The sequence below is a fragment of the Rhizobium sp. RSm-3 genome (assembly GCF_001854685.1).
In the GTDB taxonomy this organism is placed as follows: Bacteria; Pseudomonadota; Alphaproteobacteria; order Rhizobiales; family Rhizobiaceae; genus Rhizobium; species Rhizobium ecuadorense.
The window spans coordinates 434,052-461,042 of sequence record NZ_MAWZ01000013.1 but is presented as its reverse complement, the minus strand read 5'-3'; the positions used below and the strand labels follow the sequence as shown (position 1 = coordinate 461,042).

27 protein-coding genes and 2 pseudogenes are annotated in these 26,991 nt (G+C 62.0%); 14 read left to right on the top strand and 15 right to left on the bottom strand.

What is annotated here, in order from left to right; all coding sequences use genetic code 11:
- Window positions 1-74 precede the first annotated feature (74 nt).
- The 3 genes from argS to mnmD all read right to left on the bottom strand — a co-directional run bounded on the left by argS (window position 75) and on the right by mnmD (window position 2,998).
- Window positions 75-1,778: an arginine--tRNA ligase gene (gene argS / locus BBJ66_RS15455; RefSeq protein WP_071088060.1), complete on the bottom strand. Its 1,704-nt coding sequence runs from the start codon at window positions 1,776-1,778 to the stop codon at window positions 75-77.
- A 225-nt stretch (window positions 1,779-2,003) separates the two neighbouring features.
- On the bottom strand, window positions 2,004-2,198 hold the full coding sequence (locus BBJ66_RS15450) for an addiction module antitoxin (RefSeq protein ID WP_071088058.1): 195 nt from the start codon (window positions 2,196-2,198) through the stop codon (window positions 2,004-2,006).
- A 71-nt stretch (window positions 2,199-2,269) separates the two neighbouring features.
- Window positions 2,270-2,998: a tRNA (5-methylaminomethyl-2-thiouridine)(34)-methyltransferase MnmD gene (mnmD, locus tag BBJ66_RS15445; protein ID WP_071088056.1), complete on the bottom strand. Its 729-nt coding sequence runs from the start codon at window positions 2,996-2,998 to the stop codon at window positions 2,270-2,272.
- Between mnmD and BBJ66_RS15440 the strand changes: the two genes are divergently transcribed.
- The 8 genes from BBJ66_RS15440 to BBJ66_RS15405 all read left to right on the top strand — a co-directional run bounded on the left by BBJ66_RS15440 (window position 2,997) and on the right by BBJ66_RS15405 (window position 8,494).
- A complete protein-coding gene (locus BBJ66_RS15440; protein WP_071088054.1) occupies window positions 2,997-4,175 on the top strand; it encodes an NAD(P)/FAD-dependent oxidoreductase in 1,179 nt (392 codons plus the stop codon). The two genes, mnmD and BBJ66_RS15440, sit on opposite strands and share 2 nt — an antisense overlap.
- A gap of 114 nt (window positions 4,176-4,289) precedes the next feature.
- On the top strand, window positions 4,290-4,997 hold the full coding sequence (locus BBJ66_RS15435) for a DUF1045 domain-containing protein (protein WP_071088052.1): 708 nt from the start codon (window positions 4,290-4,292) through the stop codon (window positions 4,995-4,997).
- A 113-nt stretch (window positions 4,998-5,110) separates the two neighbouring features.
- Window positions 5,111-6,034 (top strand): allantoinase PuuE, encoded by a 924-nt coding sequence (puuE, locus tag BBJ66_RS15430; RefSeq protein WP_071088050.1) that lies wholly within the window; start codon window positions 5,111-5,113, stop codon window positions 6,032-6,034.
- Complete coding sequence (gene uraD, locus BBJ66_RS15425; protein WP_071088048.1) at window positions 6,034-6,534, top strand: 2-oxo-4-hydroxy-4-carboxy-5-ureidoimidazoline decarboxylase; 501 nt, start codon at window positions 6,034-6,036, stop codon at window positions 6,532-6,534. The genes puuE and uraD overlap by 1 nt, the downstream gene beginning before the upstream one ends.
- Complete coding sequence (locus BBJ66_RS15420) at window positions 6,531-6,893, top strand: HepT-like ribonuclease domain-containing protein (RefSeq protein ID WP_049736085.1); 363 nt, start codon at window positions 6,531-6,533, stop codon at window positions 6,891-6,893. The genes uraD and BBJ66_RS15420 overlap by 4 nt, the downstream gene beginning before the upstream one ends.
- A gap of 4 nt (window positions 6,894-6,897) precedes the next feature.
- Window positions 6,898-7,398 carry an ureidoglycolate lyase gene (locus tag BBJ66_RS15415; RefSeq protein WP_049736086.1) on the top strand — a complete coding sequence of 167 codons (501 nt, stop codon included), beginning with the start codon at window positions 6,898-6,900 and terminating at the stop codon, window positions 7,396-7,398.
- Window positions 7,395-7,751 carry a hydroxyisourate hydrolase gene (gene uraH / locus BBJ66_RS15410; protein ID WP_071088046.1) on the top strand — a complete coding sequence of 119 codons (357 nt, stop codon included), beginning with the start codon at window positions 7,395-7,397 and terminating at the stop codon, window positions 7,749-7,751. The genes BBJ66_RS15415 and uraH overlap by 4 nt, the downstream gene beginning before the upstream one ends.
- Window positions 7,752-7,753: 2 nt before the next feature.
- Entirely contained in the window at window positions 7,754-8,494 is a 741-nt protein-coding gene (locus tag BBJ66_RS15405; protein WP_071088043.1) for a metallophosphoesterase family protein, read from the top strand.
- 22 nt (window positions 8,495-8,516) lie between these two features.
- Here the strand turns inward: BBJ66_RS15405 and BBJ66_RS15400 are convergent, their stop codons facing one another.
- From BBJ66_RS15400 to BBJ66_RS15385, 4 genes are all read right to left on the bottom strand, one after another.
- On the bottom strand, window positions 8,517-10,280 hold the full coding sequence (locus tag BBJ66_RS15400; RefSeq protein WP_071088041.1) for a flotillin family protein: 1,764 nt from the start codon (window positions 10,278-10,280) through the stop codon (window positions 8,517-8,519).
- On the bottom strand, window positions 10,277-10,924 hold the full coding sequence (locus BBJ66_RS15395; protein WP_049736090.1) for an OB-fold-containig protein: 648 nt from the start codon (window positions 10,922-10,924) through the stop codon (window positions 10,277-10,279). Before BBJ66_RS15395 ends, BBJ66_RS15400 begins: the two co-directional genes overlap by 4 nt.
- Window positions 10,925-10,929: 5 nt before the next feature.
- Entirely contained in the window at window positions 10,930-12,069 is a 1,140-nt protein-coding gene (locus BBJ66_RS15390; protein WP_116429641.1) for a PspA/IM30 family protein, read from the bottom strand.
- A gap of 150 nt (window positions 12,070-12,219) precedes the next feature.
- A complete protein-coding gene (locus BBJ66_RS15385; RefSeq protein ID WP_071088038.1) occupies window positions 12,220-12,831 on the bottom strand; it encodes a CDP-alcohol phosphatidyltransferase family protein in 612 nt (203 codons plus the stop codon).
- 202 nt (window positions 12,832-13,033) lie between these two features.
- Between BBJ66_RS15385 and BBJ66_RS15380 the strand changes: the two genes are divergently transcribed.
- From BBJ66_RS15380 to BBJ66_RS15370, 3 genes are read left to right on the top strand one after another with little or no spacing between them, the layout of a single operon-like run.
- Window positions 13,034-14,818, top strand: a complete 1,785-nt coding sequence (locus tag BBJ66_RS15380) for a bifunctional alpha/beta hydrolase/class I SAM-dependent methyltransferase (protein ID WP_071088036.1) — start codon at window positions 13,034-13,036, stop codon at window positions 14,816-14,818.
- Window positions 14,819-14,828: 10 nt separating this feature from the next.
- Window positions 14,829-16,157, top strand: coding sequence for a phosphatase PAP2/dual specificity phosphatase family protein (locus tag BBJ66_RS15375; RefSeq protein ID WP_071088034.1), 1,329 nt, complete (start codon window positions 14,829-14,831; stop codon window positions 16,155-16,157).
- On the top strand, window positions 16,154-16,594 hold the full coding sequence (locus BBJ66_RS15370) for a hypothetical protein (RefSeq protein WP_071088032.1): 441 nt from the start codon (window positions 16,154-16,156) through the stop codon (window positions 16,592-16,594). The genes BBJ66_RS15375 and BBJ66_RS15370 overlap by 4 nt, the downstream gene beginning before the upstream one ends.
- A gap of 69 nt (window positions 16,595-16,663) precedes the next feature.
- On the opposite strand, the gene BBJ66_RS15365 is transcribed toward BBJ66_RS15370, so the two are convergent.
- The 3 genes from BBJ66_RS15365 to puuD all read right to left on the bottom strand — a co-directional run bounded on the left by BBJ66_RS15365 (window position 16,664) and on the right by puuD (window position 20,467).
- Complete coding sequence (locus tag BBJ66_RS15365; RefSeq protein WP_049736096.1) at window positions 16,664-17,806, bottom strand: alpha-hydroxy acid oxidase; 1,143 nt, start codon at window positions 17,804-17,806, stop codon at window positions 16,664-16,666.
- 115 nt (window positions 17,807-17,921) lie between these two features.
- On the bottom strand, window positions 17,922-19,232 hold the full coding sequence (guaD, locus tag BBJ66_RS15360; RefSeq protein ID WP_071088030.1) for a guanine deaminase: 1,311 nt from the start codon (window positions 19,230-19,232) through the stop codon (window positions 17,922-17,924).
- On the bottom strand, window positions 19,229-20,467 hold the full coding sequence (gene puuD / locus BBJ66_RS15355) for a urate hydroxylase PuuD (RefSeq protein WP_049736098.1): 1,239 nt from the start codon (window positions 20,465-20,467) through the stop codon (window positions 19,229-19,231). The genes guaD and puuD overlap by 4 nt, the downstream gene beginning before the upstream one ends.
- A 115-nt stretch (window positions 20,468-20,582) precedes the next feature.
- On the opposite strand from puuD, the gene BBJ66_RS15350 reads away from it, so the two are divergent.
- Together BBJ66_RS15350 and BBJ66_RS15345 are read left to right on the top strand one after the other, a co-directional pair.
- Window positions 20,583-21,269, top strand: a complete 687-nt coding sequence (locus BBJ66_RS15350) for a Type 1 glutamine amidotransferase-like domain-containing protein (protein WP_049736099.1) — start codon at window positions 20,583-20,585, stop codon at window positions 21,267-21,269.
- A 163-nt stretch (window positions 21,270-21,432) separates the two neighbouring features.
- A complete protein-coding gene (locus tag BBJ66_RS15345; protein ID WP_003565666.1) occupies window positions 21,433-21,765 on the top strand; it encodes a hypothetical protein in 333 nt (110 codons plus the stop codon).
- A 24-nt stretch (window positions 21,766-21,789) separates the two neighbouring features.
- On the opposite strand, the gene BBJ66_RS15340 is transcribed toward BBJ66_RS15345, so the two are convergent.
- Window positions 21,790-22,686, bottom strand: coding sequence for a LysR substrate-binding domain-containing protein (locus BBJ66_RS15340; RefSeq protein WP_071088028.1), 897 nt, complete (start codon window positions 22,684-22,686; stop codon window positions 21,790-21,792).
- 101 nt (window positions 22,687-22,787) lie between these two features.
- Here BBJ66_RS15340 and BBJ66_RS15335 point away from each other — a divergent pair, with 101 nt between their 5' ends.
- Window positions 22,788-22,991 carry a hypothetical protein gene (locus tag BBJ66_RS15335; protein ID WP_071088026.1) on the top strand — a complete coding sequence of 68 codons (204 nt, stop codon included), beginning with the start codon at window positions 22,788-22,790 and terminating at the stop codon, window positions 22,989-22,991.
- Here the strand turns inward: BBJ66_RS15335 and xdhC are convergent.
- The 4 genes and pseudogenes from xdhC to BBJ66_RS35860 form a co-directional block, all read right to left on the bottom strand.
- Window positions 22,967-23,782 (bottom strand): xanthine dehydrogenase accessory protein XdhC, encoded by an 816-nt coding sequence (xdhC, locus tag BBJ66_RS15330; protein WP_071088024.1) that lies wholly within the window; start codon window positions 23,780-23,782, stop codon window positions 22,967-22,969. The genes BBJ66_RS15335 and xdhC overlap by 25 nt on opposite strands.
- 250 nt (window positions 23,783-24,032) lie before the next feature.
- A pseudogene (locus BBJ66_RS33140) lies at window positions 24,033-24,462 on the bottom strand (endonuclease domain-containing protein); the annotation flags it as partial.
- Between the two features lie 16 nt (window positions 24,463-24,478).
- Window positions 24,479-26,818 carry a xanthine dehydrogenase molybdopterin binding subunit gene (gene xdhB, locus BBJ66_RS15320; RefSeq protein WP_071088021.1) on the bottom strand — a complete coding sequence of 780 codons (2,340 nt, stop codon included), beginning with the start codon at window positions 26,816-26,818 and terminating at the stop codon, window positions 24,479-24,481.
- A gap of 36 nt (window positions 26,819-26,854) precedes the next feature.
- A pseudogene (locus BBJ66_RS35860) lies at window positions 26,855-26,956 on the bottom strand (endonuclease domain-containing protein); the annotation flags it as partial.
- Window positions 26,957-26,991 lie beyond the last annotated feature (35 nt).

The following is a 26,991-nucleotide window of genomic DNA, read 5'->3' as shown; positions in this document are numbered from 1 at the left end:
CGTGAATGTAAACCATTCGACCGCTGCTTCGGATGCCTCCACCTGATAAGAAACATCGGTGCAAAAGCAAAGGGTCACATCCTTCGCACTGTTTCCATTCCGAGAAGCTCAAGACACTTCCCGATCACTTGCGCTACCAGCTTGCAGGTCGCGAGACGTCCGGGTGGATCTTCTCCATTAAGCACTGCGCAGTCCGCGTAGAAGCGATTGAAGGTGTCCGCCACTTGATATGCCCGTTCAGCGATCTCGAACGGTTCAAGCTGCCGGGCGGCTTCGGACAGCGAATGCGGATACCAGAGGCATTCGACCAGCACCGCCCGTTCTGACGGATGGCTGACAGAGACCGTGACGCCCGGAACGATGCCTGCCGAGGCTGCCTTGTTAAGGATCGAACAAATTCTCGCGTAGGCGTACTGCAGATACGGTCCCGTCCGTCCCTCGAAAGAGGTCATCTTGTCGATATCGAAGACGTATCCGGTCTTCCTCGGGGTGGAGAGGTCGGCGAACTTCAGTGCGCCGAGGCCAACCGCAGTCGCCGAATCCTTGTCCTTCACTTTCTCGGCGGCCTTCGCAAGCGCCAGCTCGATCATGTCGCTGAGCGACGCCGTGGAGCCGTCCCGGGTCTTAAACGGCTTCCCATTCCATCCCCGGACGGTGCCGAAAGTTGCATGCCGCAGCTCAACACCGTGGGCATATCCTGCCGAGCGCGCAGCCGAGAAAACGCTCCCGATGTGGAGCGCTTGGCGGTCGTCGGTGCAGTAGATGATCCGTTGCGCACCGATGTCCCGCACCCGCCGCCGCAGCGTCGCCAGATCCGTGGTGCTGTATAGCGCGGCACCATCGCTCTTCCGCAGTAAAAGCGGGGGGACGTTGTCAGGTAGTCCCTCGCCGGAGACGTCGATGACCAGCGCTCCGTCGCTCTCCCGGGCAAGCCCGCGTGACACGAGGTCGTCGAGCATAGGGCCGACCTCGGAGTGGGCGTCGCTTTCGCCGAAAAATAAGTCGAAATGCGCCCCCAGCTGTCCGGCGGTGGCTGACACCGCCTCGAGGGAGATCTCCCGCATCCGCTTCCATGCGGCCGTGAGGATGGGGTGGCCGTCCTGGAGCAGGTTCGTAAGTGACCGGGCAACCGCAAGCGCGGTATCGTCCTCGCTCGCCGCATTGCCGGACTTGTAGAGTATCCCGAGCTCCTCGACGGACATTTCGTCGAAAGAGAAGTCTTTGATGAAAGACATGGGATCTCCGTGCCGCCAGCCGGAGGCGATAGCAGCGCCATGCAAGAGCTTGCCCATCTGCAGACCCCAGTCGCCGAGGTGAATGTCCGAGATCACGTCGTGTCCGATCTCGGCCAAGATGCGCCGGAGACTCTCGCCGATGACGAATGACCGGAGGTGGCCGACGTGCAGGGCTTTCGCGACGTTGGGGCCGCCGAAGTCGATGACGGTGCGGACGGGGGACTCTTTCCCGACGCTTAGCGTGGGATCTCCCAGCATAGCTGTCGCCTCTGCGGCAATGGTCTCGTTCGACAACCGGAAATTCAGGAAGCCAGGACCTGCGACGGACACGTCTTCGAAGACGTCATGGTGCGCCGCTGAGGCGACGGAGGCGGCCAACTCGCGCGCGTTCTTCCCGGCTGCCTTGGCGAGCGGCATCATATCGTTGCACTGGAGGTCACCGAATTCCGGCTTCGTTGACCGGACGACGGAAGGAGCGGCTTCAAGGCCGTTCAGCTTATATGCGGATGCGAGCGCGGCGAGCGCTGCCGATTTCACGGACATGGATCATTCCCTTTGACTGCATGACTAAAGGTTCGCGGAAGCTTGAGAGCTTCAGCGTCGTCGGACAGTCTTTGGAACGATATTCTCCATGTCGGTATGTCGGGCCTTTTGAGTTCCACCCGTCGATAGACGGTCCCGACGCCGAATGCAATCTTCGCGATAAGATTAGTTATAGGCGGAAACCAGCAATGCTACCTAGTTGCGGGTCTTTGTGGGACAGGACGATCACGAACGGTCGTCGTATCTGGCCGTCAGGCGCGCTGGGACATCGCCGATAGGCTTGAGGCGGCCCGCTTCCGCGTCGGCGATCCCCCGGCCGATTGCCAGATCGAGTGCCATCAGTCGTTTTTCCTGTTCCGATTTCACACGTTCGTCCATGTGGTTTTGGAGTTGCGGGCCAGAGTTCGCGTCGTTTGCCATATCCATTCCTTTTCGGAGATCATCGGCAAAGCGGTAATTGTTGGCAATATTGGCGATCGAATCCGGAATGCTTATTTGCCGGGCGCCTTGATGCCGCAGAGCATTTCGCGTTTGCCGGCGAAGCCCTGGCGGCGTTCGACGGCAAAACCTGCGGCGATGAGGTTGCGGCGGACGAAGCCGGCCGCGGCATAGGTAGCGAAGGTGCCGCCGGGGGTGGTCTTTTCGTGGACGCGCCGCATCAGTTCCTCCGACCACATGTCGCCGTTGCGCGACGGGGCGAAGCCATCGAGATACCAGGCGTCGAAGCCGGGCTTTGCGGCTGCGACGCCGTCGAGCGCTGCGCCGCAGACGACGCTGAGCCTCGTCTGGTCGTCGAGGTCGAGCGAGACGGTACCATCAGGCGTTTGCGGCCAGGCCGCCGTCAGCGCCTCGCGTTCGGCATCGATCTCCGGCCAATGCGAGAGCGCCCGGCCGATCTCCTCGCCGCGCATCGGGTGGAGTTCGAAGGAGATGAAATGTAACTGTTGGCCGCGCTTGCGGTGAAGCTTCCACTGCCGCCAGGTCTCGGCGAAGTTCAGGCCGGTGCCGAAGCCGAGCTCGCCGATCAAAAATTCCTGCCGCCCGTCCCAGCGCTCCGGCAGGCCGTTGCCGGCGAGGAAGACATGGCCGCATTCCAGCCGTCCATCCGTCTGGCAATAAAAATGATCGCCAAAGGCGGTGGAATAAGGCATATCGCCGTCGCGCCATTCGAGCGGCTGCGGCGCGCCCACGCCAATCTGATCGGGGTTCACGTCTGTCATGGAAAAAGCCGATAATCCTCGGCCGGTCTCAGGTCAATCATCCTGCGAATTGCTGGTCGTCGGCGGCGGCATCATGGGTCTCTGGGCGGCCGTCCATGCCGAGCGCCGAGGCATCGCCACCCTGATCGCCGATGCCGGCCAATTGGGCGGAGGGGCAAGCGGCGGCCTGCTCGGCGCGCTGATGCCGCATATGCCGGATCGCTGGTCGGAGAAGAAGCAGTTTCAATTCGATGCGCTGGTCTCGCTCGAAGACGAGATCGCCACGCTCGAAGCGGCGACCGGGCTTTCGGCCGGATATCGCCGTTCGGGACGGTTGATCCCGCTGCCGAAGCCGCATCTCGAAAAAATCGCGCGCCGACATTGCGAGGATGCCGAGCGGCATTGGCAGACCGGCGCGCGCCGTTTCCACTGGCATGTGCTCGACAATCCGCCGGTCGGCGGCTGGATCGAGGCCTCGGCCGGCGAGAGCGGCTTCGTGCACGACACGCTCGCCGCCCGCGTGGCGCCCCGTTCGCTGATCGCGGCCCTTGTCGCCCTGCTGCGGCGGTCAAAACATGTGCGCATTCTGGAGCATGCAACGGTTGCCGGCCTCGATCCGGACCGCGGCGTGGCCGAGATAGGCGGCGAAAGCATCGCTTTCCGTCACTGCATCCTGGCCGCCGGCCATCAATCCTTTCCGTTGCTGCAGGGCCTGACGCCGGGGTTGAAACAGCCGCTCGGCCAGCCGGTCAAGGGACAGGCGGCGCTGTTGAAAGCCGATATCGACCCGGCGCTGCCGACGATCTTTCTCGACGGGCTCTATGTCGTCGCGCATGAGGGCGGCTACGCCGCGATCGGCAGCACCAGCGAGAACCGTTTCGACGATCCTACCTCGACGGATACCCAACTCGACGCGCTGATTGCCGGGGCGCGGGAGATCGTGCCGACGCTCCGCGATGCCGTCGTCGTCGAACGTTGGGCCGGGCTTCGCCCGAAGGCGATCGACCGTGATCCGATGATCGGCCGCCATCCCGATCACCCGCGCCTGATCGCGCTGACCGGCGGATTCAAGGTCAGCTTCGGCCTGGCCCACCGGCTGGCGGAAGCGGCAATCTGTATCGCAGGCGATACAGATTGCGGATTTTTGCTGCCGGAAAGCTTCGCAATTTCAAGCCATATCGCAGCGGCTTCACGTTAAACGTGAATTCGCCGCCGCCTCGTTTCGTTATTCTGTCATGCAAATCACCTATCTGCTTGCGCATCGACGGCGCCTGAGATCACCGGCGCTCCTTTTCCTGATGGAGGAAATCGCATGCGCTATGCCATTTGCTTCACGCCCCCGGCAAGCGACCCGCTATCGCTCATGGCCGCCCATTGGCTTGGCCGAAACGTGTTTTCCGGCGATATGCTGGAGCCTCCGGCCGTGCGCGGCCTCGGCATTCACGAGATCGCCTTCCATACGGCCGTGCCGCGGCGCTACGGTTTTCACGGCGTCTTGAAGGCGGCGTTCCACTTGTGTCCGGACCTGTCCGAAGCGCAACTCCTGCGCGATCTCATGCGTTTTTCCGGGACTGTCCTTCCCTTCCAGATTCCGCGTCTCGAAGTCGCCAGGCTCGGCAATTTCTACAGCCTGCTGCCGAGTGCTCCCTGCGAGCAGATCCAGTATCTCGCTTCGGCGATCGTGCAGGAATTCGACCGTTTCCGCGCGCCGCTCAGCGAGGCCGATATCGAACGCAGCGATCCGGACGGGCTGTCGGCGGCGCAGTTCTCAAATCTGCATCGCTGGGGCAATCCTTACGTGATGGAGGAGTTCCGCTTCCATATGCCGGTGACGGGTCCGGTCAACGCGATCGACATGCCGCGCATCGAGCCGGCGCTGCGGACGGTTTTCGAGGCTGTGCTCAGCGAACCGGTCATGGTTTCGAACGTGGCGCTGATGATCGAGGAGGGTACCGGCGGGCCTTTCCGGGTTCATTCGCTGCATCCGATGGGCAAGGTCAGCGCCCGCAAGATCGCCTGACAGGCGATGAGCTAAATGCTTGTGCAGAAAGGATAAAATTCCGCTGCGCAGTTTCCGTCTCGACATTCCGGCTGCGGATGCTACCGTTCTCCGTCTTTTCAGAAGGTGATTTGATGGTATCCGAGACTTATCCGCGCAATCTCGTCGGCTACGGGCGTCAGACGCCCGATCCGAAATGGCCTGAAGAGGCACGCGTCGCCGTGCAGTTCGTCATCAATTACGAGGAGGGCGGCGAAAGCTCGATCCTCGATGGCGATCCGGCGTCGGAAAATCTGCTGTCGGAGATCGTGGGCGCGGCCGCCTGGCCGGGGCAGCGCAATCTCAACATGGAATCGATCTACGAATATGGTTCGCGCGCCGGTTTCTGGCGGCTCTGGCGGATGTTCACCGATCTCAAGGTGCAGGCGACCGTCTACGGCGTGACGCTGGCGATGGCGCGCAACCCGGAAGCCGTCGCGGCGATGAAGGAGGCCGGCTGGGAAATCGCCAGCCACGGTTACCGCTGGCTGGAATATAAGGATTTTCCGGAAGATCTGGAGCGCAAGCATATTCTCGAAGCCGTGCGCCTGCACACCGAACTCACCGGCGAGCGGCCCTATGGCATGTACCAGGGCAAGCCCTCAGACAATACGCTGCGGCTGGTGCAGGAGGAGGGCGGCTTCCTCTATTCCTCCGATTCCTATGCCGACGACCTGCCCTTCTGGGTCAATGGCGTCGACGGGAAACCCTTCCTGATCATTCCCTATACGCTCGAAACCAACGATATGCGTTTTGCGACCCCGCAGGGTTTCAACACCGGCGACCAGTTTTTCACCTATCTCAAGGATGCCTTCGATACGCTCTATGAGGAAGGCAAGGCGGGCAGCCCGAAGATGATGTCGGTCGGCCTGCATTGCCGTCTCGTCGGGCGCCCGGGTCGGGCGGCGGCGCTGAAGCGCTTCATCGAATATGTGCTGAAGCACGACAAGGTCTGGATTCCGCGCCGCATCGAGATTGCCGAGCACTGGCACAAGCACCATCAGCCGGACGCGATCTGATGCTGTCGCGCGAGGATTTCGTTTCCCGCTTCGGCGGCGTCTTCGAACATTCGCCTTTCATCGCCGAGCGCGCCTATGACGCCGGCAGCGTGACCGAGCCGCTGACGGCATCAGGGGTGCATGCGGCGCTTGCCGCGGTCTTCCGCGCGGCAAGCCGGGAGGAACGTCTCGGCGTGCTCCGCACCCACCCCGACCTTGCCGGGCGCCTTGCCATATCGGGCGAACTTACCGAAGACAGCCGCAAGGAGCAGTCCGGCGCCGGTCTCGACCGCCTGAGCCCCGCCGAGCACGCCCGCTTCACTGAACTCAATTCGGCCTATGTCGAAAAATATGGCTTTCCCTTCATCATCGCCGTCAAAGGACTCGGCAAGGAGGATATCCTGGAAGCTTTCGAAACACGGATCGGCAACAGGCGGGACGAAGAATTTTCGACCGCGACGGCGCAGGTCGAAAAGATCGCGCTGTTGCGTTTGACCTCGATGCTGCCGGAGGCTGAATGAAGGAGAGACGCGCCATCGACTATCTCAACGACATGCAAAAGGCGGCATCCCAAGCGCTGTCCTTCATCGGCGGAATGGATGAGGCGGCTTTCGCCGAGGACCAGCTGACCTTCAAGGCCGTTGCCTTCTGCCACTTCACCATCGGTGCCGCGGCATCCCGTCTGCTGGTGAGCCATCCGGAATTTGCCACCGAGCATCCCGGCCTGCCGTGGACGAAGATCTGCGGCACGGGCAATCGCATTCTCGACGACGTCTTCGATCTCGATCCCTCAGAAATCTGGGAGGCGACCTATCGGACGCTGCCGGAGCTGCTTCGCGAGATCGATGCCGTCCGATACTGGCATGCCCAAGGCGAATGAAGCAATGTCTCAGTTTCTCGACATTCGTCCACTCACCGGCGCCGCCTTCGCTCCCTTCGGTGAGGTGATCGAAACCGATCCGGCCTCGATGCGGCTGATCAATGGCGGCACGACGGAGCGGTTTCATGCGCTGGCCGCGGCGGAGGCGGCGGGCGAGGGCGCCCGCGTGATCATCAGTCTGTTTCGCGGCCAGCCGCGCAGTTTCCCCTATGACATCGACATGATGGAGCGTCATCCTTTCGGCAGCCAGAGTTTTTCGCCGGTTTCCGGCCGTCCTTTTCTGGTCGTCGTCGCCGAGGACGCGAGCGGATGTCCGGGCAGGCCGCAGGTGTTTCTGGCACGCGGGGATCAGGGCGTGAATTACCGCCGCAATGTCTGGCATCATCCGCTGATGGCGCTTGGCCAGGTCTCCGATTTCCTGGTCGTCGACCGCGACGGGCCAGGCAACAATCTGGAGGAATTCTTCTTCGAAACCCCCTTTATCATCAGAGAGCCAGCCCTATGACCGGTCTGACTACCCATGTTCTCGATACCGCCTTGGGCAAACCGGCCGAGCGGCTCAGGATCGATCTCTTCCAGCTCGACGGCGAGATCCGCAGGCATTTGAAGACGGTCGAGACCAATGCCGACGGCCGGGTCGATGGCGGCCCGATCCTTGCCGGCGAAAATTTCCGGGCCGGCACCTATGAACTGGTCTTCCACGCCGGTGATTATCTGAGAGCCAGCGGCACGCCGCTGCCGCATCCTGCCTTCCTCGATCTCGTGCCGATCCGCTTCGGCATCGCCGATGTCACGGCGCATTATCATGTGCCGCTGCTGATCTCGCCCTACGGTTATTCCACCTATCGAGGAAGTTAGGAATGCGTTTTGCTGCGATCGCCGACATTCATGGCAACCATCCGGCGCTTGAAGCCGTGCTTGCGGATATTCGCGCTGAGGGCATCGAGGACATCGTCAATCTCGGCGATTTCTTCAGCGGGCCGCTGGAGGCCGGCCGGACGGCGGAACTGCTGATGACGCTCGGCCTGACCTCGGTTTGCGGCAATCATGACCGTTATCTGATCGAGCAGGATCCGGCGGCGATGCATGCCTCGGATGCCTCAGCCTATCGGCAACTGATGCCGGCCCATCTCGACTGGATCCGCAGCTTGCCGTTCGATGCCGTTTATCGCGACGAGGCCTATCTCTGCCATGCGACCCCGAAGGACGACAATCTCTATTGGCTGGAATCGGTCTCGCCTGAAGGCTTCGTCTTCCTGAAGCCGATCGAAGCGATCGAGGCGCTGGCTGAGGGTATCGACCTGCCGCTGATCCTCTGCGGCCACAGCCATCTTCCCCGCGCCGTCCGCCTCTCCGACGGCCGGCTGATCGTCAATCCCGGCAGCGTCGGCTGCCCCGCCTATGACGATGTGCTGCCTTATTACCACAAAGTCGAAGCCGGCCACCCGCTGGCGAGCTACGCCATTCTGGAAAAGACGGCGGCCGGATGGATATGGCAGTTCCGAACCGTCGCCTACGACCATATGGCGATGTCGGCACTCGCCACCGAAAGAGGCCGTGCCGACTGGGCGAGCGCGCTGGCGGCGGGTTGGGTGAGATAGCCCAGACCCGCCAGCCCTTCGATCAATCCTTCGTCGGCGCCGAAGGGGCGATCGGTTTCGCCGGGGCTGCGGCCGGTGCCGGTCCTGCCGGAGGTGCTGCGGGTATTGCCGGCTTCACCGGAGCCGCAACCGGCTTTGCGGGTTTTGCGCCATCGAGATTTCCAAGGAGGGACGAGATGGCGTTGTCGCCTTCGAAGCCGGCCTCTTTCAGCAATTTGTCGAGGATCGGCTTGTTGGCCTGATAGGAGAGGAGCTGGCCGGCCAAGCCTTCGCCGAGACCGATGCCGCTGTCGCCGTTCGCGCCGTTTCCGCGGCCGAGCATGCCGCCGGTGTCGAAAATCCTGATATCAGAGATCTTTTCGATCGGCTTGACCGCCTCGGCAAGCGCCGCGGGAATGATGCGGATACGTTCGCGGGTGATCTCGAACTCGATGATGGCAGAGCTCAGTTTGTTACGCGCGTCGTTGAGCAAGGCTTCGCTCTCGGCCGCGGCCTTGCCGGTTTCGAGAATACCCTTGGCCTTGATGATCGCCGCATCCGCTTCGGCGGTCGCCAGCGTCTTGATGGCTTCGGCCTGATCGATCGCCGCCTGTTTTTCGGCCTCGGCGCCGACGGTGACGGCGGTCGCTTCGGTTTCGGCTTTCTTGCGGGCGTCGATCACGGCGATCTGCTTTTCGCGCTCGGCAATCTCGATCGCCTTGGCCGTGCCGACCTTTTCCTCTGCCGCGATCGCGAGCGCCCGGGCGGTTTCGGCGGTGGCCTTCGCCTCGGATTCCTCGCGGCTCTTATTGGCGACGGCGATGGCGCTTTCCTGGGCGACGATCTGAAGGTCGCGCTTGGCTTCTGTTTCGCGTTGCTGGACAGCGCGGGCCGCGTCGATGTTGGCGCTTTCGCGGGCCTGCTTGGCGGATGCCTCGCGTTCGGCGATCGCCTGTTCGGAGGCGATGCGGGCTTCTTCCTCGGCGCGTTTTGCCGCCTGCTCCTGCTGGGCGGTTTCGGCGCGCGTCGCCGCGGATTTGTTGGCGATATCGCGTTCCTGGCTGAGCTCGGCTTCGCGCTTGGTCCGCTCGATGGTCAGCGACTGCTGGCGGGCCTCGAGATCCTTCTGGGCGATGGCGACTTCGGTATCGCGAACGATCTCGTTTCGCTCCTTCTTGCGGCCCTCGGTGATGCGGGTCAATGCCGCAAGACCTTGCGCATCGAAGAAGTTGTTGGCGTTGAAGTGCTTGATATCGGTCTGATCGAGGCGTGTCAGCGACACGGATTCGAGCTCGAGGCCGTTCGACTGGAGATCGGCGCCGACGGCTTCCTGCACGGCCTTGACGAAGTCCATGCGCTGTTCCTGCAGCGCGTCGAGATTCATCGTCGCGGCCACCGAGCGAAGGCCGTCGACGAATTTTGCTTCGATCAGGATACGAAGCGCCTCGGCATCGTTGGTGCGGTTGCCGAGTGTCTGGGCGGCAAGCGCAATCGAGGAGGCATCGGGTTTGACGCGGACGTAGAACTCGGCGCCGATATCGACGCGCATGCGGTCCTTGGTGATCAGCGCGTCGCCTTCGCCGCGGCGGACTTCCAGTCGCAGCGTCTTCAGGTTCACCCTGGCGGTGGAATGGAAGATCGGCAAGACGACCGAACCGCCGTCGAGCACGACTTTCTGGCCGCCGAGGCCGGTGCGCACATAGGCTTCGTCACGGCTGGAGCGTGTGTACAGGGAGGCGAGGACAAAACCGATACCGAAGATCAGAACGATTGCAATGCCGGCCGGTAGAAGAATGTCATACATCATGACTGCTCCGTGAAAGATTGATTGTCCGATCCGGTGGGGTCCACCAGGGCGGGAATGGCGATAAATACATCTGCGTTGCGATCGACGAGGAGAACCTGCGTGCCGATCCCAAGCGGCGGCTGATCCTTGGCGGCTCTGGCTCTCAGCACATGCCAGTTTCCATGCTGGTCCTTGACGCGGACGCGTCCCGGCAGTCCCTGATCGAGCGGGCCGATGGACACTTCGGCAGTCCGGCCGACAAAGGTGTCGAGATCGACCGCATAGGTCTCGTCGTGCGGCACGATCCGCGCCACGGTTCTGCTCGATGCCCTGACCATGGGGAAGGTGATCAACAGGGCGGGAATGACGGCGATGACGGAGGGCAGCGGCGCCCAGAAGGTGTTGGCGACCGCCTGGATGGCAAAGCCCGCGATGGCGAAGAAGCCGAGCATCAGCATCAGCAGAATGAGCAGGGGCACGCCGCCGAGATTGAGCCAGGAGAGGTAGCCGGCAATGCCGTCATGGCCATGGAAATCCGGTTTTCCGAGAAGCTCCGTTATCGAAAAACCCATGACGGTTGCGAGCATCTCGATCGCCGTCAGGCCCGCAAGCACGGCGGCGGCGATGGCAAAGGGGGCGCATTCGGGGGCGAAGAAAAGTGCCATCGGCGTTACCGGTTATCCGTCTTGAAACGTGCGAGGCGTGCCTCGATCGCCCGTTCGCGGTGCAACCGGTCGAGTTCGTCCAACTCGGAACTATTGATATGCTCGGCTGACGGAACGCCGGTCAGCCGCGAGACCGCTGCGGCCGCCCGCGCAGCACCTGCGCCGGGCGAGGGCTGGCCATGGCCGGTTGCGGCCTGTTCGGGATGCTGGGCGATGCTGCGCTTGAAATCGGCAAGACGCGCATCCGCCTCGCGGCGCGTGGCGAGCACGGCCTGCAGCGCTTTCTGGCCTTCATCAACCTGTTCCCTGGCATCGGCCAACGCCTTGTCAAGCGCTGCGATCTGGGATTCGAGGTCGATCTGGCGGGCAACGCCGGCCTTTGCCAGGTCATCCCGCCCGGAGGAGACGGCAAGACGGATCTTTGCGTCGAGCGCGTTCATGTCTTCGACGATTTCGTCCCTGCGGCTCTGGATGCGGAATTCCTCGGCGCGCGCCTTGCCGAGATTGGTGCGGGCATCGTCCGCCGCCGCATCGATTTCGCGGATCGCCTGTTCGATGACGGCGATCTTGTTGACGCCTTCCGCCTTGTCGATCGCCGCATTGGCGATGCCGGCGATCAGGCGGCCCATGCGTGAGAGAATGCCTTCGTTCGTCATGTTTTCCTCCATCCGAGCGGAATTCGGCGTGACGCCGATGTGAATCTCGTAGCGGTCGGCGCCTGCGACGAGATAGGCCGGAAAATTACTCTCCCATCCCTTGGAATAACCCGCGACATCGAAGGGCACGGCAACGCGGCCGTGTACCGTGGCGATGGTCAGGTCCGAGGGGCCCTTGATGGCGAAGAGCTTGTCGTCGAGCGGCAGAAGCGGCGGATCGGCAGTGGCGCCGCGATTGGCGGCAAAATCGCGAAGGCCGAGTGTTACCAGCCTTGCCGGCAGACCCGTCTGCTCGCGGACGGTTTCATAGGCAATGTCATGCAGCACGACGAGGTTGGCGCCCGCTGCATCAGGGACGAGATCGGTGAGGATTTCGATCATCCTGGTATAGGCGGCAATGGTGTCATCCAGCGCTTGTCGGGCACTGGCATCCGGCGCCAGCGTGTAACGCAGCAATGATGGATGCGATGTTCTGCCTGGGTTTGCCATGGAATAAAACATAAAGCACCGCTTTTGTGCTTTCAAGGGGTCGCGCTAAAAATACAACCTAAGCTTAATGTGCCGTTAGGAGCAAAGAGGGCAGCGTCGGTTGTGGATCACATTGCCGATGGAAGAACGGCGGCAGGCCAGATCCGTTTCCTATCGGGCCGCCGTCTGCGCCTCGCGAATCCCGGCCCTGATCCGGTTAATGATGGTCCATATCAGAAGGAGCGCCACCACTGCCCAAAGCCACGACGTCCATGCTGCAAACGTACCACCAACCGCGACAAAGATGCCGAGCGCGCCAAAAAGCACCGCGCGGTCGCTCTTGCCCATCGGCCCGTCGTAACGCCGGCTTGCCCCGACCGTTTGACCCAGAACGCCGGTAAACTCCGTCAATGCCGAGAGGAATATGACTGATATCGCCGGCATCAAGCCGTTCGGATCGATGAGCGCAAACGGCAAATACAGGGCGGCATCCGACACGACATCGCCGATCTCGTTCAGATAGGCGCCTAAAATGCTTTTCTGCCCATGCTCGCGCGCGAGCATGCCATCGATGGCGTTGAGGCCCATGCGCAGCAGAAACCATACAGGCACCAGCAGGAACCAATGCGGAAGCGGGGCGAGGCTCAGGAAAAGGCCAAGTGCAACCGAGGCGACGGCGGCAACTGACGTCACCTGATTGGCGGTGACGCCTCGTGCCGCAAGCGAGCGCACCAGAGGGCGAAGAATATTCTGAAACCGGGACTTCAATTGATAAACAGACATGCGACCTCAGTGGAATTTTACGGCATTTGAACAGTCTATCCCGGCTCGGGCAGTGCGGATTGTCGTAGCTGTGGGAAAGCCCGCACTTCATATCGGCTCACCCAAAGGACTTATCATTTGCAGCTAGACTTTTGCAATGAAAGCAACTCACTGTTGCCGCCAATGGATGCAACCTATCCACCGATCAGAATTGGAGATGACTGTGCTGCAGACTGCCGATAGCGAGCAACCGTCCTCGACGACCAGACCCATGCATGAATCCGAATTCGCATCGCATGACGGCACTCGACTGTTTTATCGGACGTGGCCTGTGATCGGTGCTTCGCCGAAGGGCGCAATCATTCTTCTCCATCGCGGCCACGAACATAGCGGCCGCGTCGCCCATCTCGCCACCGAACTCGGCCTCGATGATTTTGCCTTCTACGCCTGGGACGCACGCGGCCACGGGCGTTCGCCTGGAGAGCGCGGCTATTCGCCATCCTTTGCGGCCTCGGCGCATGATCTCGATTGCTTTGTCCGCCATGTCAGCGAGACAAGCGGTACTCCAGTCGAAGACATCGCCGTCATTGCGCAGAGCGTCGGCGCGGTTCTCGCCACCACCTGGGTGCACGACTATGCGCCGCCGATCCGTGCGCTCGTGCTTGCCTCGCCGGCCTTCAGCGTCAAGCTCTACGTGCCTTTTGCCAGGGAAGGCATTGCGCTCTGGGAAAAGCTCAAGGGGACATTCTTCGTCAATTCCTATGTCAAGGCGAGGTTTCTGACGCATGATCCCGAGCGCATCGCCTCCTTTGAGGCCGACCCATTGATCACCCGGCCGATCGCCTCCAACATTCTGTTGCAGCTTTATGAAGCGGCCGCCCGCGTCGTCGGCGACGCCCGCGCCATCACCGTGCCGACCCAGCTGCTGATCTCCGGCAGCGACTGGGTGGTGCGGCACGCGCCGCAGCATCGGTTTTACGAAAATCTCGGCAGTCGCATCAAGGAACGGCATGTGCTTGCCGGCTTCTACCATGACACACTCGGTGAGAAGGACCGCGCGATTGCGCTCGCCGAGGTCCGCCGTTTCATCGATGCGCATTTCACCGAGCCCCGGGCGCCTGCCGATCTTCGCACTGCCCATGTCCAGGGTTATACCAAGGACGAGGCCGACCGGCTCGCGAGCCCTCTGGACGCCATGTCCCCGCGCGGCATCTATTGGGCGCTCAGCCGTCTCAACATCAGGCTCGGCGCGCTGGTGTCGGAAGGCATAAAGACGGGAGTCAAGACCGGTTTCGATTCCGGCTCGACGCTCGATTACGTCTACGAGAACAAGCCGCGCGGGCTCGGTCCCGGCGGCCGGTTGATCGACAAGGTGTTCCTCGAGGCGATCGGCTGGCGCGGCATCAGGCAGCGCAAGCTGCACTTGCAGGAGCTGATCGACCGCGCGCTGCAGCGCCTGAAAGCAGCCGACCGCAGCACCCATATGCTCGACATAGCGGCCGGGCACGGCCGTTATGTCCTTGATGCGATCGAGGCGGCTGCCGTGCGTCCCGATAGTGCGCGCTTGCAGGATTATTCCCCGATCAACGTCGACGCCGGCCGTGCCAGCATTGCCGCGCGCAGACTGGGTGATTTCGTCAATTTCCGCCAGCAGGATGCCTTTGACGGTGAGGGGCTGGCAGCCATCACGCCGGCTCCGGATCTGGCGATCGTCTCCGGCCTTTACGAGCTGTTTTCCGACAATGCGATGATCGCCGCTTCACTCGATGGGATCGCCCGCGCGATGCAGCCCGGTGGTCTGCTCGTCTACACCAACCAGCCATGGCATCCGCAATTGGAGATGATTGCCCGTGCGCTCACCTCCCACCGTGGTGGTCAGGCGTGGGTGATGCGGCGGCGCACGCAAGATGAAATGGACCAGTTGGTCGCCGCAGCCGGTTTCCGCAAGATCGAACAGCGCATCGACCAGTGGGGTATTTTCACCGTCTCGCTGGCGGAGAGAGTTTGAGGGCAAAGCCTTGGGGCAGGTACGTTCTACTCTTTCCCAGACAGCGCCGGTCCTGAAGCGGGCGGCGCTCTGGCTCGCCTTCCTGGCGCCGTTCTTCTATCTGAGCTATGGCAGCGCCAATTGGCTGGCATCGCAACGCGCCCATGTGCCGAACGTCGCCTTCGCATGGGAAAGCGCTATTCCGTTCTTCGCATGGACGATCATTCCCTATTGGTCGATCAATCTGTTCTACGGGCTCTGCCTGTTCATCAACGCGACGCCGCGCGATGTCGATAGGCTGGCGAGACGCTATCTGACGATCCAGTTAATAGCGGTCGCCTGCTTTATCGCGTTTCCGCTCGAAGCGACCTTCGTGCGGCCGGCAACGAGCGGCCTGCCCGGTTTCATGTTCGCCATGCTCGGCGGCTTCGATAAACCGTTCAACCAGGCGCCGTCGCTGCATATCGCGCTGCTGGTGGTAATCTGGGACCATCTGCGCGGCCGGCTGCCGCGCAGAGCGCGGCTGCTCTGGCACGCCTGGTGCTTCCTGATCGGTGCCTCCGTGCTGACCACGTGGCAGCATCACGTCATCGACATACCGACCGGCATGCTGCTCGGCCTGTTCTCTGCCTGGCTTTTTCCGCGCGATGCCGGTTCGCCTCTCGCGAAGTTTGCGATGAGCGGCGATCCAAAGTCGCGCCGGCTCGGCATCTATTATCTGTGCGGGGCCGTAGCATTTCTCGGCCTTGCAGTGCTCTGCACTCCTCTATCGGCGGCAGCGCTCCTGTTGCTCTGGCCGGCTGTTGCGCTGGCGATTATCGCGCTCGGATATTTCGGCGCCGGTCCGCAGATCTTCCAGAAACGCGTCGATGGCCGGGTCACGCTCGCCAGCCGCTGGCTGCTGGCACCCTACCGGCTCGGCGCCCACATCAACATTCGGCTCTGGACCCGGAGAATGCCGGCATCGGTGGCGATTGCCGACGGCGTCCATCTCGGCCGTTTTCCACATCGCCATGAAGCCGACCGTTTTGCCACGGTGATCGACATGACCGGCGAACTTCCGCGCCCGAGCGGGGCGCACGCACGCTGGTGCAGCTTTCCGACCCTTGACCTTATAGCCCTTGACGAGATCCAGACGCTTGCCGCGGCTGATGTCATCGAGGCTGCGCGCCAGCAGGGGCCGGTTCTCGTCTGCTGTGCGTTGGGCTTCCAGCGCAGCGCCTGGGTCATCGCGCGTTGGCTGCTCATCAGCCGGCGTTGCGAAGATCCAGTCGAAGCCGTGCGGTTGATCGAACGGGCGGGGCGGCGTGTTCATCTGCCCGCGGAAAGCATCCATGCCGTGACGGAGGGCCTGCAATGACGCAGTGGAATAGCACGGCCTCGGCAGCGGCACGAAATCTCGGCGGCAACTCGATCTGCTGCGGGCTGACGGCGTTGTTGCCACTGATCACCGGCCCGATCACCGCGGGATATCGCGGCTTCGCCCCATTGCTCGGCTGGCTCTTGATGGTCGTTTTCTGTCTGATCGTCCTTGCGCTGGCGGTCCATCTCCTCTTCGATGCGCTGCTGTTTCGCCTCGCGTCGAGCCACGAGACGGAGGCCGCCGGTCTTGCCGCCGTCGATGACCTGCTGTCTCGAATGCAGCTTCGTAAGCCTGATGGGACAACGCGTGGCCTCGATATGCGGATTGCCGGATCGCGCCGCATCGTCTGGCGGCAGCGTTTGGCGCTCGCCGCCTGTCTCGTGATTTTTGCGATCCTTCTGTTCACTGCGGGCGACGGCCAGCCGCTGTGCTGATACGCATGCGGCTGCGTATATCACCGGTCCTGCCGACGCCATTGGGCGTCCAGCCCTTGCCGATTTCTCTCAGCCGCGCCCTGATATGATCGATGCGTTCACGTCGTTGATGTCGCGCTTGCCGCAAAGCGCCATGGTGATGTCCATCTCCTTGCGAATGATGGAGAGCGCGAGCGACACACCTTCCTTGCCCATGGCGCCGAGGCCATAGAGGAAGGGGCGGCCGATATAAGTGCCCTTGGCGCCGAGCGCCACGGCCTTCAGCACATCCTGGCCGGAGCGAATGCCGCCGTCGAGATGGACTTCGATGCGGTCGCCGACAGCCTCGACGATCGCAGGCAGCATGCTGATCGAGGAGGGGGCACCGTCCAGCTGGCGACCGCCGTGATTGGAGACGACGATCGCATCGGCGCCGGTATCGGCCGCTGCCCTCGCATCCTCCGGATCGAGGATGCCCTTAATGATCAGCGGTCCGCCCCATTGTTCCTTAATCCAGGCGACATCGGCCCAGGAGAGCCGGGGGTCGAACTGCGCGTGCGTCCATGCGGCGAGCGAGGTGATGCTGGAGACATTTTTCGCATGACCGATGATGTTGCCGAAGGTGCGGCGCTTGGTCTGCAGCATATCCAGGCACCAGAAGGGCCGGGTCGCCATCTGCCAGAGATGTTTCGGGGTGAATTTAGGTGGCGCAGACAGGCCGTTGCGCAGGTCCTTGTGGCGCTGGCCGAGGATCTGCAGGTCTGATGTCAGCACCAATGCCGAGCATTTGGCGGCCTTGGCGCGGTTGATCAGGCCGAGCACGAAATCCTTGTCCCGCATCACATAGAGCTGGAACCAGAAGGGCCGCGTCGTCACCGAAGCGACATCCTCGATCGAGCAGATGCTCATGGTCGACAGCGTGAAGGGAACGCCGAATTCTTCCGCCGCGCGCGCCGCCAGCATCTCGCCATCGGCGTGCTGCATGCCGGTGAGCCCGGTCGGCGCCAAGGCCACCGGCATCGATACTTTCTGGCCGATCATCGTCGTTTCCAACGTGCGGTCGGTCATGTCGACCATCACCCGCTGGCGCAGCTTGATCTGGCTGAAATCGCTCTCGTTCGCCTGATATGTCGATTCCGTCCAGGCGCCCGAATCCGCATAATCGAAAAACATCTTCGGCACACGGCGCTGTGCGAGCTTTTTCAGATCGGCGATGGTGAGCGGCGTGGTCATGAATTGAACCTTCACATCTGAATGCGGCTGTCGGTGGTAACGTGGTTTCGCAGCAGTATTATGGGAAATGGGCGCGTGAGGCAGCTTCGCACGGCCGATTGGGGCAATGGGCGTGTCAGCGAAGCGCCGCCTTCAGGGCAACACCCGCCACATAGGTCTCGATGACCGCCCTGTCGTCGCCCATCGTCTGCAGCAGGAAGAGTTCTTCGGGCAGCGTCTTCACCGCTTCCATCTTCAGCGCCATGGCCGGGGTCGCCGCCGCGTCGAGGACGACGAGATCGGCTTCGGTGCCGGGGTCCAGCGTGCCGATCCGGTCGGCGAGCGACAGCGCCTCGGCATTGCCACGCGTCATCAGGTAATAACTTTCCAGCGGGTTCAGCCGTTCTCCGAGCAATTGCTGGATCTTGTAGGCTTCGTCCATCGTCTTCAGCATCGAATAGCTGGAACCGCCGCCGATATCTGTGGCGACGCCGATGCGGACCGGCTTTTCGCGTCGCGCCAGCGCCTTCAGCGGGAACAGGCCGGAGCCGAGGAAGAGGTTCGAGGTCGGGCAGTGGACGGCGACCGAGCCCGTCTCGCTCATCACATCGGCTTCGCGCTCGGACAGGTGGATGGCGTGGCCGAACAGGCTTTTCGGCCCGAGCAGGCCGTAACGGGCGTAGATGTCGGTATAGTCGATCGCGTCGGGATAGAGCTCGCAGGTGAATCTGATCTCGTCGTGGTTTTCCGAAAGATGCGTCTGGATGTGCAGATCGGGAAATTCGCGGGCAAGCGCTGCTGTCGCTTCCATCTGCGCCGGCGTCGAGGTGATAGCAAAGCGCGGGGTGATGGCGACGTGGTTGCGGCCCTTGCCGTGCCAGTCCGCTATTACCTGGCGGGTCTCGTCATAGCCCATCTCGGGCGTGTCGAGCAGGCCCTGCGGGGCGTTGCGGTCCATCATCACCTTGCCGCCGACCATGCGCATGTTGCGCTTCATCGCCTCGGCGAAGAAGGCATCTGCCGAGGTCTTGTGCACGGAACAATAGGCGACCGCCGTCGTGGTGCCGTGGCGGATCAGCTCGTCGTAGAAATGCGTGGCGATCCTTTCAGCATGAGCGCTTTCGACGAAACGGCATTCCTCGGGAAAGGTATAGGTGTTCAGCCATTCGAGCAGGTTGGCGGCATAGGAGGCGATCACCTGCATCTGCGGAAAATGCAGATGCATGTCGATGAAGCCGGGTAGGATCAGATGCGGGCGGTGGTCGATTTCGACCACATCTGCAGCTGCTTTTGCCTTGATGTCGGCATAGGGGCCGACGGCCGCGATCAGCCCGTCTTCGATCAGCAGGCCGCCATCTTCCTCGTAGAGATAGCTCTGGCTGTCGGCCAGACTGAGCGGCGCCCGATGAAAGGATAGCAGGCGGCCGCGCAGGAGTGTCGTCGTCATTGTTTTTTGCCTTCGACTGCACTTTCGAACCAGGCGACGAGCAGCTTGCGTTCGTCCGGCGTAATATCGGTGATGTTGCCGGGCGGCATGGCATGGCTGCGGCCCGCCTGTATATAGATTTCGCGGGCATGGGCGGCAATTTCCGCGTCGTTTTCGAGCATGACCTCCTTCGGCGGCCGCACGATGCCCTCATAAACGGGCTCGGCGGCGTGGCACATGGAACAGCGCGTCGCGACCAGTTGCTTGACGGCGGGGAAATGCGGATCGCCGGCAAATTGCTGGAAAGCGGGCGCCACCGCCGCCGCATCCGTTTCACCGGTCAGCAGTTTCGGCACTGTGGAAAGCCACATGATCAGGATGAAAAGGACGAGGGTGACGATCCAGGTCCAGGTCGGCCGGCCCTTCCTGGCATGTGTGGTGTTGAACCAGTGGCGGATGGTGACGCCCATCAGGAAGACCAAAGCGGCGATCACCCAGTTGAACTGTGTTCCGAAGGAGAGCGGATAGTGGTTCGACAGCATGAAAAAGATGACGGGCAGGGTCAGGTAGTTGTTGTGCAGCGAACGCTGTTTGGCGATCTGCCCGTATTTCGGATCGGGAACCCGTCCGGCGATGAGATCGGCGACGACGATCTTCTGGTTCGGGATGATGATCATGAAGACGTTGGCCGACATGATCGTCGCGGTGAAGGCGCCGAGATGCAGGAAGGCGGCGCGGCCGCTGAAAAGCTGCGTGTAACCCCAGGCCATGAAGACCAGCACGACGTAAAGGACCGCCATGAGGCCCCAGGTATTTTTGCCGAGCGGGGATTTGCAGAGCAGGTCGTAGATGATCCAGCCGCCAGCGAGTGATGCCAGCGAGATCAGGATCGCCACCGGCTTCGAAATATCGAGCACGTGGCGATCGATGAGGAACAGGTCAGCGCCGCCGTAATAGACGATGCACAGCATCAGGAAGCCGGAAATCCAGGTGAAATAACTCTCATATTTGAACCAGGTCAGGTGCTCCGGCATTTGCGCGGGCGCCACCAGATATTTCTGGATATGATAGAAACCGCCGCCATGGACCTGCCATTCCTCGCCATAGGCGCCGGGCGGCAGATGCGGGCGTTTCACCAGTCCGAGATCGAGCGCGATGAAATAGAAGGACGATCCGATCCAGGCGATTGCGGTGACGACATGGAACCAGCGCGCCGCGAAAGCGAGCCATTCCCATGCTATGGCATATTCATACATCGAGTTCCCCTATCTTCCTCCGACTCGTGACATTGCGGAAATTTTGGCGGGGAGGGAAGAGGAGATTGAAAGATGGCGTCCGCATAGCGGCCGTTGCGTCAAAAGGAGCAATGGAATGATCACCGCGCTCTACAGCGATCAGCTCATCGCCGAAAATGCGCCGATGGACCGGCGGCTTGCGGCGCTCATTCTTTCGCGCGGGAGCAGTATCGGCTATATCGCCTCCGCCCCGGAGCCCCAGCGGGAGTTTTTCAACGAGAAACGACAGTATTATCTCAGATACGGGCTTTCCCTCGATCTCTTCGTCGATCTCGATGCGCTTTCCAGCGACGAGGAGATCGGCCGGCTGTTTGCCTGTAACGCGATCCATCTCACAGGCGGCCACACCGGCGACTTTCTGAGGCGGCTGCGCCAAAGCGGCATGCTGGAGAGGCTGCGCGCATGGGCGCTTGACGACGGCATTCTCGTCGGAACCAGCGCCGGAGCAATTTTGATGACGCGGAGGATCGCCGTTGACGCCCTCTTTTCCGGCGGTTCGCCGGATGCGGTGCGGGATGGCGCGGCGCTCGATTTGGTGCCTTTTGAATTCTTCCCACACCTGAACGACGATCCCGGTTATCTCCCCGCGCTGCTGCGCTACAGCGAGACGACGGCAACGCCCATTCTCGCGTGCCGGGACGGCGAAGGTATCATCCTCGGCGATGGACTTGTCGAGATGTTTGGCGCCCCGTTGATGATTTCCGGCGGTTTTGCCGAAGCCGCCGAGCGCGGCCGCATCGCAGATCTGCTGTCTCGTGCCTAAAAGCTGCCGAGATGACTGTGCATTATCTCTGACTTATACATGATGTGCTAATTCGGCACGCCTTGAACTATGGTGAGTGGATTACAGTTACTTTGCAGGCCGCCGGCATAAAATAAGAACCATTAGATCATCGGCGGCGCATTCATCGACGGAGAAGATGCCCATGCGCAGCATTCTGACGTGTGTGATGATTGCGTACGCGTCGCTGGCGACGGCTCACGACGCACCCTCGGGGTGGAGTTATGATCCATATTGTTGCAACGGCGACAGTCACAATGGCGACTGCCAGATGATCCCTTCGAAAAGCGTGGCGGTGACGCCGGGCGGATATCGTGTGACGCTCTTGCCGGGCGACCATCGGCTGGTCACGCATGCGCATGTCTTCCTGCTGCCAATGACGAAGGCGATGCAATCCGGCGACAATGACTATCATCTCTGTCTGTTCCCGAACGAGGATACGCCGCGCTGTTTCTATGCGCCGGAGATGGGATACTGAGGCTACCCACCCGCATCAGGTGCTTCAGTTTTCGGCCGTCTTCATCTCTTCGAGGATCCAGTTGCGGAAAGCCTTGATCTTCGGCACGTTGCGACGGTTTTCGGGATAGGCGAGCCAGTAAGCCTTGCCATCGCTGCGGGTCAGTTCGAAGGGCTGGTACAGCCGGCCTAGCGCGATCTCGGCCGCATAGAAGGCCGGGTTGAGGATGGCGATACCATGTCCTGACATCGCCGCATCGGCTTCCACCGCCTGGGAGCCGAGCTGATTGCGCGGGCGGCGATCGAGATCCGTGTCGGTGACGCCGGCCGCCTCGAACCATTGTTTCCACCAGATATCGCCGGCGTCGAAGAGATCGAACTTCAGGAGATCACGCGGCTCCCTGATGCCGCCGGCCGATTCCGCCAGCTTCGGGCTCAGCATCGGCGTGAACTCCAGCCCCATCAATCGGTGCAGGGTCAGCCCCGGCCAATTGCCGTCACCCCAGCGGATGCCGACATCAATCTGCTCGCGGGAGAAGTCGATAATGTCGGAGGTCGCCTGAAAGCGCACCGCGATCGCCGGATGCTTCAAATGGAAAGAGCCGAGGCGCGGCGCCAGCCATTTCGAGGCGAATGTATGGGTCGAGCTGATGGCGAGCGTGCCTTCGACACTGTCGCGCGCCGTCGCCATTGCATCGTGCAGCATGGCAAAGGCTTCGGTCACCTTCGGCGCCAGCCGCTCGCCGGTCTCCGTCAGCGCGATCTGCCGGGGACGGCGCAGGAAGAGCGGCTCGCCGACATTCTCCTCCAGCAGCTTGATCTGGTAGCTGACGGCCGTCTGCGTCATGCCGAGTTCGTCGCCCGCCTTGGTGAAACTGCCGAGCCGGGCAGCGGTTTCGAAGACGCGCAGCGCATTCAGCGGGAATTGCTTCGACAGTTTCATGGATAAGTTCTCTTGATGCAGGCAGACGGTCGTTCGATTGGAATTGCAGCATTTTCGGCGGCAAACTGCAACTCATACCATCAATCTGACGAGGTGATGTCATGGATTGCTCCACGATCGAAGAGAACCGGCCGCCGCAAAACATCGGCGTTTTCCGGCGTCTTGTCGGCAGGCTGGCGGGCAGCGCCAACCGTTTCTGCTGTCTGACCCGGCTCGATCTTTCCGCTACACCGGACCGCGTCAAGCGCGATCTGGGTTTCCTCGACGGGCGCGAGCCCTTTTACGAGGACGAGCGCATGCGGTAGGCGCCAAGAGCCGTCAAAATCTCGGCGGCGGTCATGGCGGCGATCACTTCGGGTCGTTTGTCCCTGACCGCGGCACCGCCGATCGGCAGCGTTAGCCGCTCGATCCATGCGCGCTCCCCGCCGCCTTCGCGAGAAAGCCAGCTCGCGAAGGTGGCGCGCTTGGTCGCCGAGCCGATCATGCCGGTATAGGCAAGGTCGCTCCTATCAAGCGCTTCGCGGGCGATGAGAAAGTCCAGCGCGTGGTCATGCGTCAGGATGACGACCGCGCCGCCGGCGGGAATATCCTTCACCAGCGCTTCGGGCATTGGCACGAGCCGGGTTTTCGTTTCTGCCGGCAGGTTGGCGAGCTCATCCTGCCGTGTTTCGACGATTGTGACCGACAGCGGCAATGGCGCCAGAGCCGCGGCCAGTGCCCGGCCGACATGGCCGGCACCGAAGAGATAGACTTCCGGCAGACGCTCGATCTCGCCGGCAAGTTTTGCCTCCAACCCATCTTTCAACGGCTGCGTCAGGCGGCGAAACCGCAACTGCGTGCGCCCGCCGCAGCACTGGCCGATCTCCGGGCCGAGCGGGATGTCCATGGCGGCGGTTCCGCCGGTTCCAGCCAGCATCTCCCGCGCATTCGCGATTGCCATGAACTCGAACTGCCCGCCGCCGATTGTGCCCCACAGTGCGGTCGACGAGACGAGCATGAAGGTCCCGGCCTCACGCGGGGTGGAGCCTTGCGTGCCGGTGATGTCGACGAGGATGCTGTTGGGATGGGCGGTGAGGAAGGTCGGGAGGTCGGTCATGGGAGTTGGACCTCGCGGTCGTTGGAGTATGCCGCGAAGACCCCCTCATCCGACCCTTCGGGCCACCTTCTCCCCGCTGGGGAGAAGAGGGAGAATGCGGCGCTCTCGTTGATCCCGTCAGCGTTTTTACATGTGGTTCCCGCAGGTTCAGCGATTTGTTTGAACGATGCCCGAACGTCTCGCTTCCTCTTCTCCCCAGCGGGGAGAAGGTGGCCCGAAGGGTCGGATGAGGGGGCTTGGTTCAAGCGCATTACGTTCTCAAATTCTCCGTACGAGCGATCGCAGGATAGAAGCGAAGGATATCATCGCGCTGGAATATTCGCCTTTCAAGTGCGGCAAGGATCGTCTCAAGGACTGCTCTTCGCTCTTGGGTTATTTCATGATTCCAAAATCGGAGGATTGAATAATCCAGCCCGGTTTAGCAACAAGGTCCGAGCCATGTCAGACATATTGTCGGCGTGATGAAATCCATCGATCTCGACAACCAACCGTTCTTCCCGGCATATAAAATCGACGATATAGACCCCGAGGGGAACCTGTCGTGCAAATTTGTATCCGTTCAACTGCCGATTTCGCAGATCACTCCAAAGTCGATATTCTTCCTCGGTTTCGGTTTGTCGCAGTTTGCGGGCCTGTGTGGTCTTGCCGGGCCGACTCTTTCTAATGATCTTCGAGATCAGACATCCGAGGGATCGCCTACACCCGCTTCATCCGCTCCACCGCCATCAGCACCCGCTCCGGCGTTGCAGGAGCATTGAGCCTTGGGCAGACCTTGTAGTCCGCGACGCTGGCGACTGCCATCGACAGCGCTTCCAGCACCGAGATCGCCAGCATGAAGGGCGGCTCGCCGACGGCCTTGGAGCGGCCGATGGTGGCCTCCGCGTTCTCCGACCATTCGGCAAGGCGGACGTTGAAGATCTTCGGGCGGTCGGAGGCGAGCGGGATCTTGTAGGTCGAGGGCGCATGGGTGCGCAGGCGTCCCTTGTCGTCCCACCAGAGTTCTTCCGTCGTCAGCCATCCCATGCCCTGCACGAAGGCGCCTTCGACCTGACCGAGGTCGATCGCCGGGTTCAGCGAGCGGCCGACATCGTGCAGGATGTCGGTGCGATCGATCAGATATTCGCCGGTCAATGTGTCGATCGAAACCTCGGTGCAGGCGGCGCCATAGGCGAAATAATAGAAGGGCGTGCCGCGGCCGGCCTTGCGGTCCCAGTGGATCTTCGGCGTCTTGTAGAAGCCGGCGGCGGAAAGCTGGACGCGGGCGAAATAGGCCTGCTTGATGAAATCGGGGAAGGGGATCTCGCTTTCGCCGACGCGCACGCGGTTGGGCAGGAAGACGACGTCGGGCGGCGCCACATCCCACTTCTCGGCGGCAAAGGCCACGAGACGTTCCTTGATCTGGCGGGCGGCATCGAAGGCCGCCATACCGTTCAGGTCCGAGCCGGAGGAGGCGGCGGTGGCCGAGGTGTTCGGGACCTTGGCCGTGGTCGTCGCGGTGATCTTCACCCTAGAGATATCGACCTGGAAGCTGTCGGCCAGCACCTGCGCGACCTTGGTATAGAGGCCCTGGCCCATTTCGGTGCCGCCATGGTTCAGATGGATCGAGCCGTCCTGATAGATATGGACGAGGGCGCCGGCCTGGTTGAAGGCGGTCATGGTGAAGGAAATGCCGAATTTCACCGGCGTCAGGGCGATGCCCTTCTTGATATAGCGGCTGTCGCGGTTGAAGCCGATGATGGCGTTGCGCCGCGCCCGGTAGTCTGACGTTTCCTCCAGCTCGTCGACGACGCGGGCGATGATATTGTCCTCGACCTCCTGATGATAGGGCGTCAGCGTCCGCCCGGAGCCCGGCTGGCCGTAGAAATTCAGCTTGCGAATGTCGAGCGGATCCTTGCCGAGGGCGTAAGCGATTTCTTCGATGAGACGCTCGGCGGCGAGCATGCCCTGCGGCCCGCCGAAGCCGCGGAAGGCGGTGTTGGAGACAGTGTGGGTTTTCAGCGGTTTCGACTGGAGATGCACATGGGGATAGAAATAGCTGGAATCGGCATGGAAGAGGGCGCGGTCGGTCACCGGTCCCGACAGATCCGACGAGAAGCCGCAGCGCGCCGCGTAAGTGGCGTCGACCGCGTGGATGCGGCCTTCGGCATCGAAGCCCACCTCGTAATCGACAAGGAAATCATGGCGCTTGCCGGTGGCGCTCATGTCCTCGTCACGGTCGGGGCGGAACTTGACGGCGCGGCCGAGTTTCTTGGCGGCGATCGCCGCAAGAGCTGCGAACTGGTTGCCCTGCGTTTCCTTGCCGCCGAAGCCGCCGCCCATGCGGCGCACGTTGACGGTCACGGCGTTCGACGGGATATCGAGCACATGGCCGACAATGTGCTGGATTTCGCTCGGATGCTGTGTCGAGGACCAGACGGTGACCTCGTCGTCCTCACCGGGAATGGCCACGGCGATATGGCCTTCGAGGTAGAAATGCTCCTGTCCGCCGATGCGCATCTGCCCCTTCAGCCGCATTGGAGCATTCGGCATTTCCGTTTCCGGCTCGCCGCGCTGGAGCGTCATCGGGGTGATCACCAGCGGGCCGCCATTGGCGAGCGCGCCGTCGATATCGTGCCAGTGCGGCAGGTCGCGATAGTCGATCTTCGCCAGCCGGGCGGCGCGGCGGGCTGCGTCGCGTGTTTCGGCGATGACGGCAAAGATCGGCTGCCCGTGGAACTGAACCAAGGTTTCGGCGAGCAGCGGCTCGTCATGGCTGCCGTTGGAGCTGGTGTCGTTGACGCCGGGCACGTCCTTGCCGGTGAAGACCCAGACGACGCCGGGATAGGCGGCGACCTCGGAAAGATCGATGCTGATGATTTCGGCATGGGCGCGGTCGGAGAGGCCGAGCGCGCCGTGCAGCAGGCCGGCGGGTTCGGGAATATCGTCGATATAATCGGCGCTTCCGGTGACGTGTTTATGCGCTGAATCATGACGCAGCGAACCATGCATGGGGCCCGAGATGACGACTTTGGGATTTTCGAAGGTGGACTTGTCCATTAGATGAGCCCTTCGAAAGGAAATGTTGTGACAGGTAGCCCCCTCATCCGCCCTTCGGGCACCTTCTCCCCGAGGGGAGAAGGGGTAAACGAGACGGCGCGGCACTCCCTTCTCCCCAGCAGGGAGAAGGTGCCGGCAGGCGAATGAGGGCGGCGGCTGGCGCCAACGGTTGA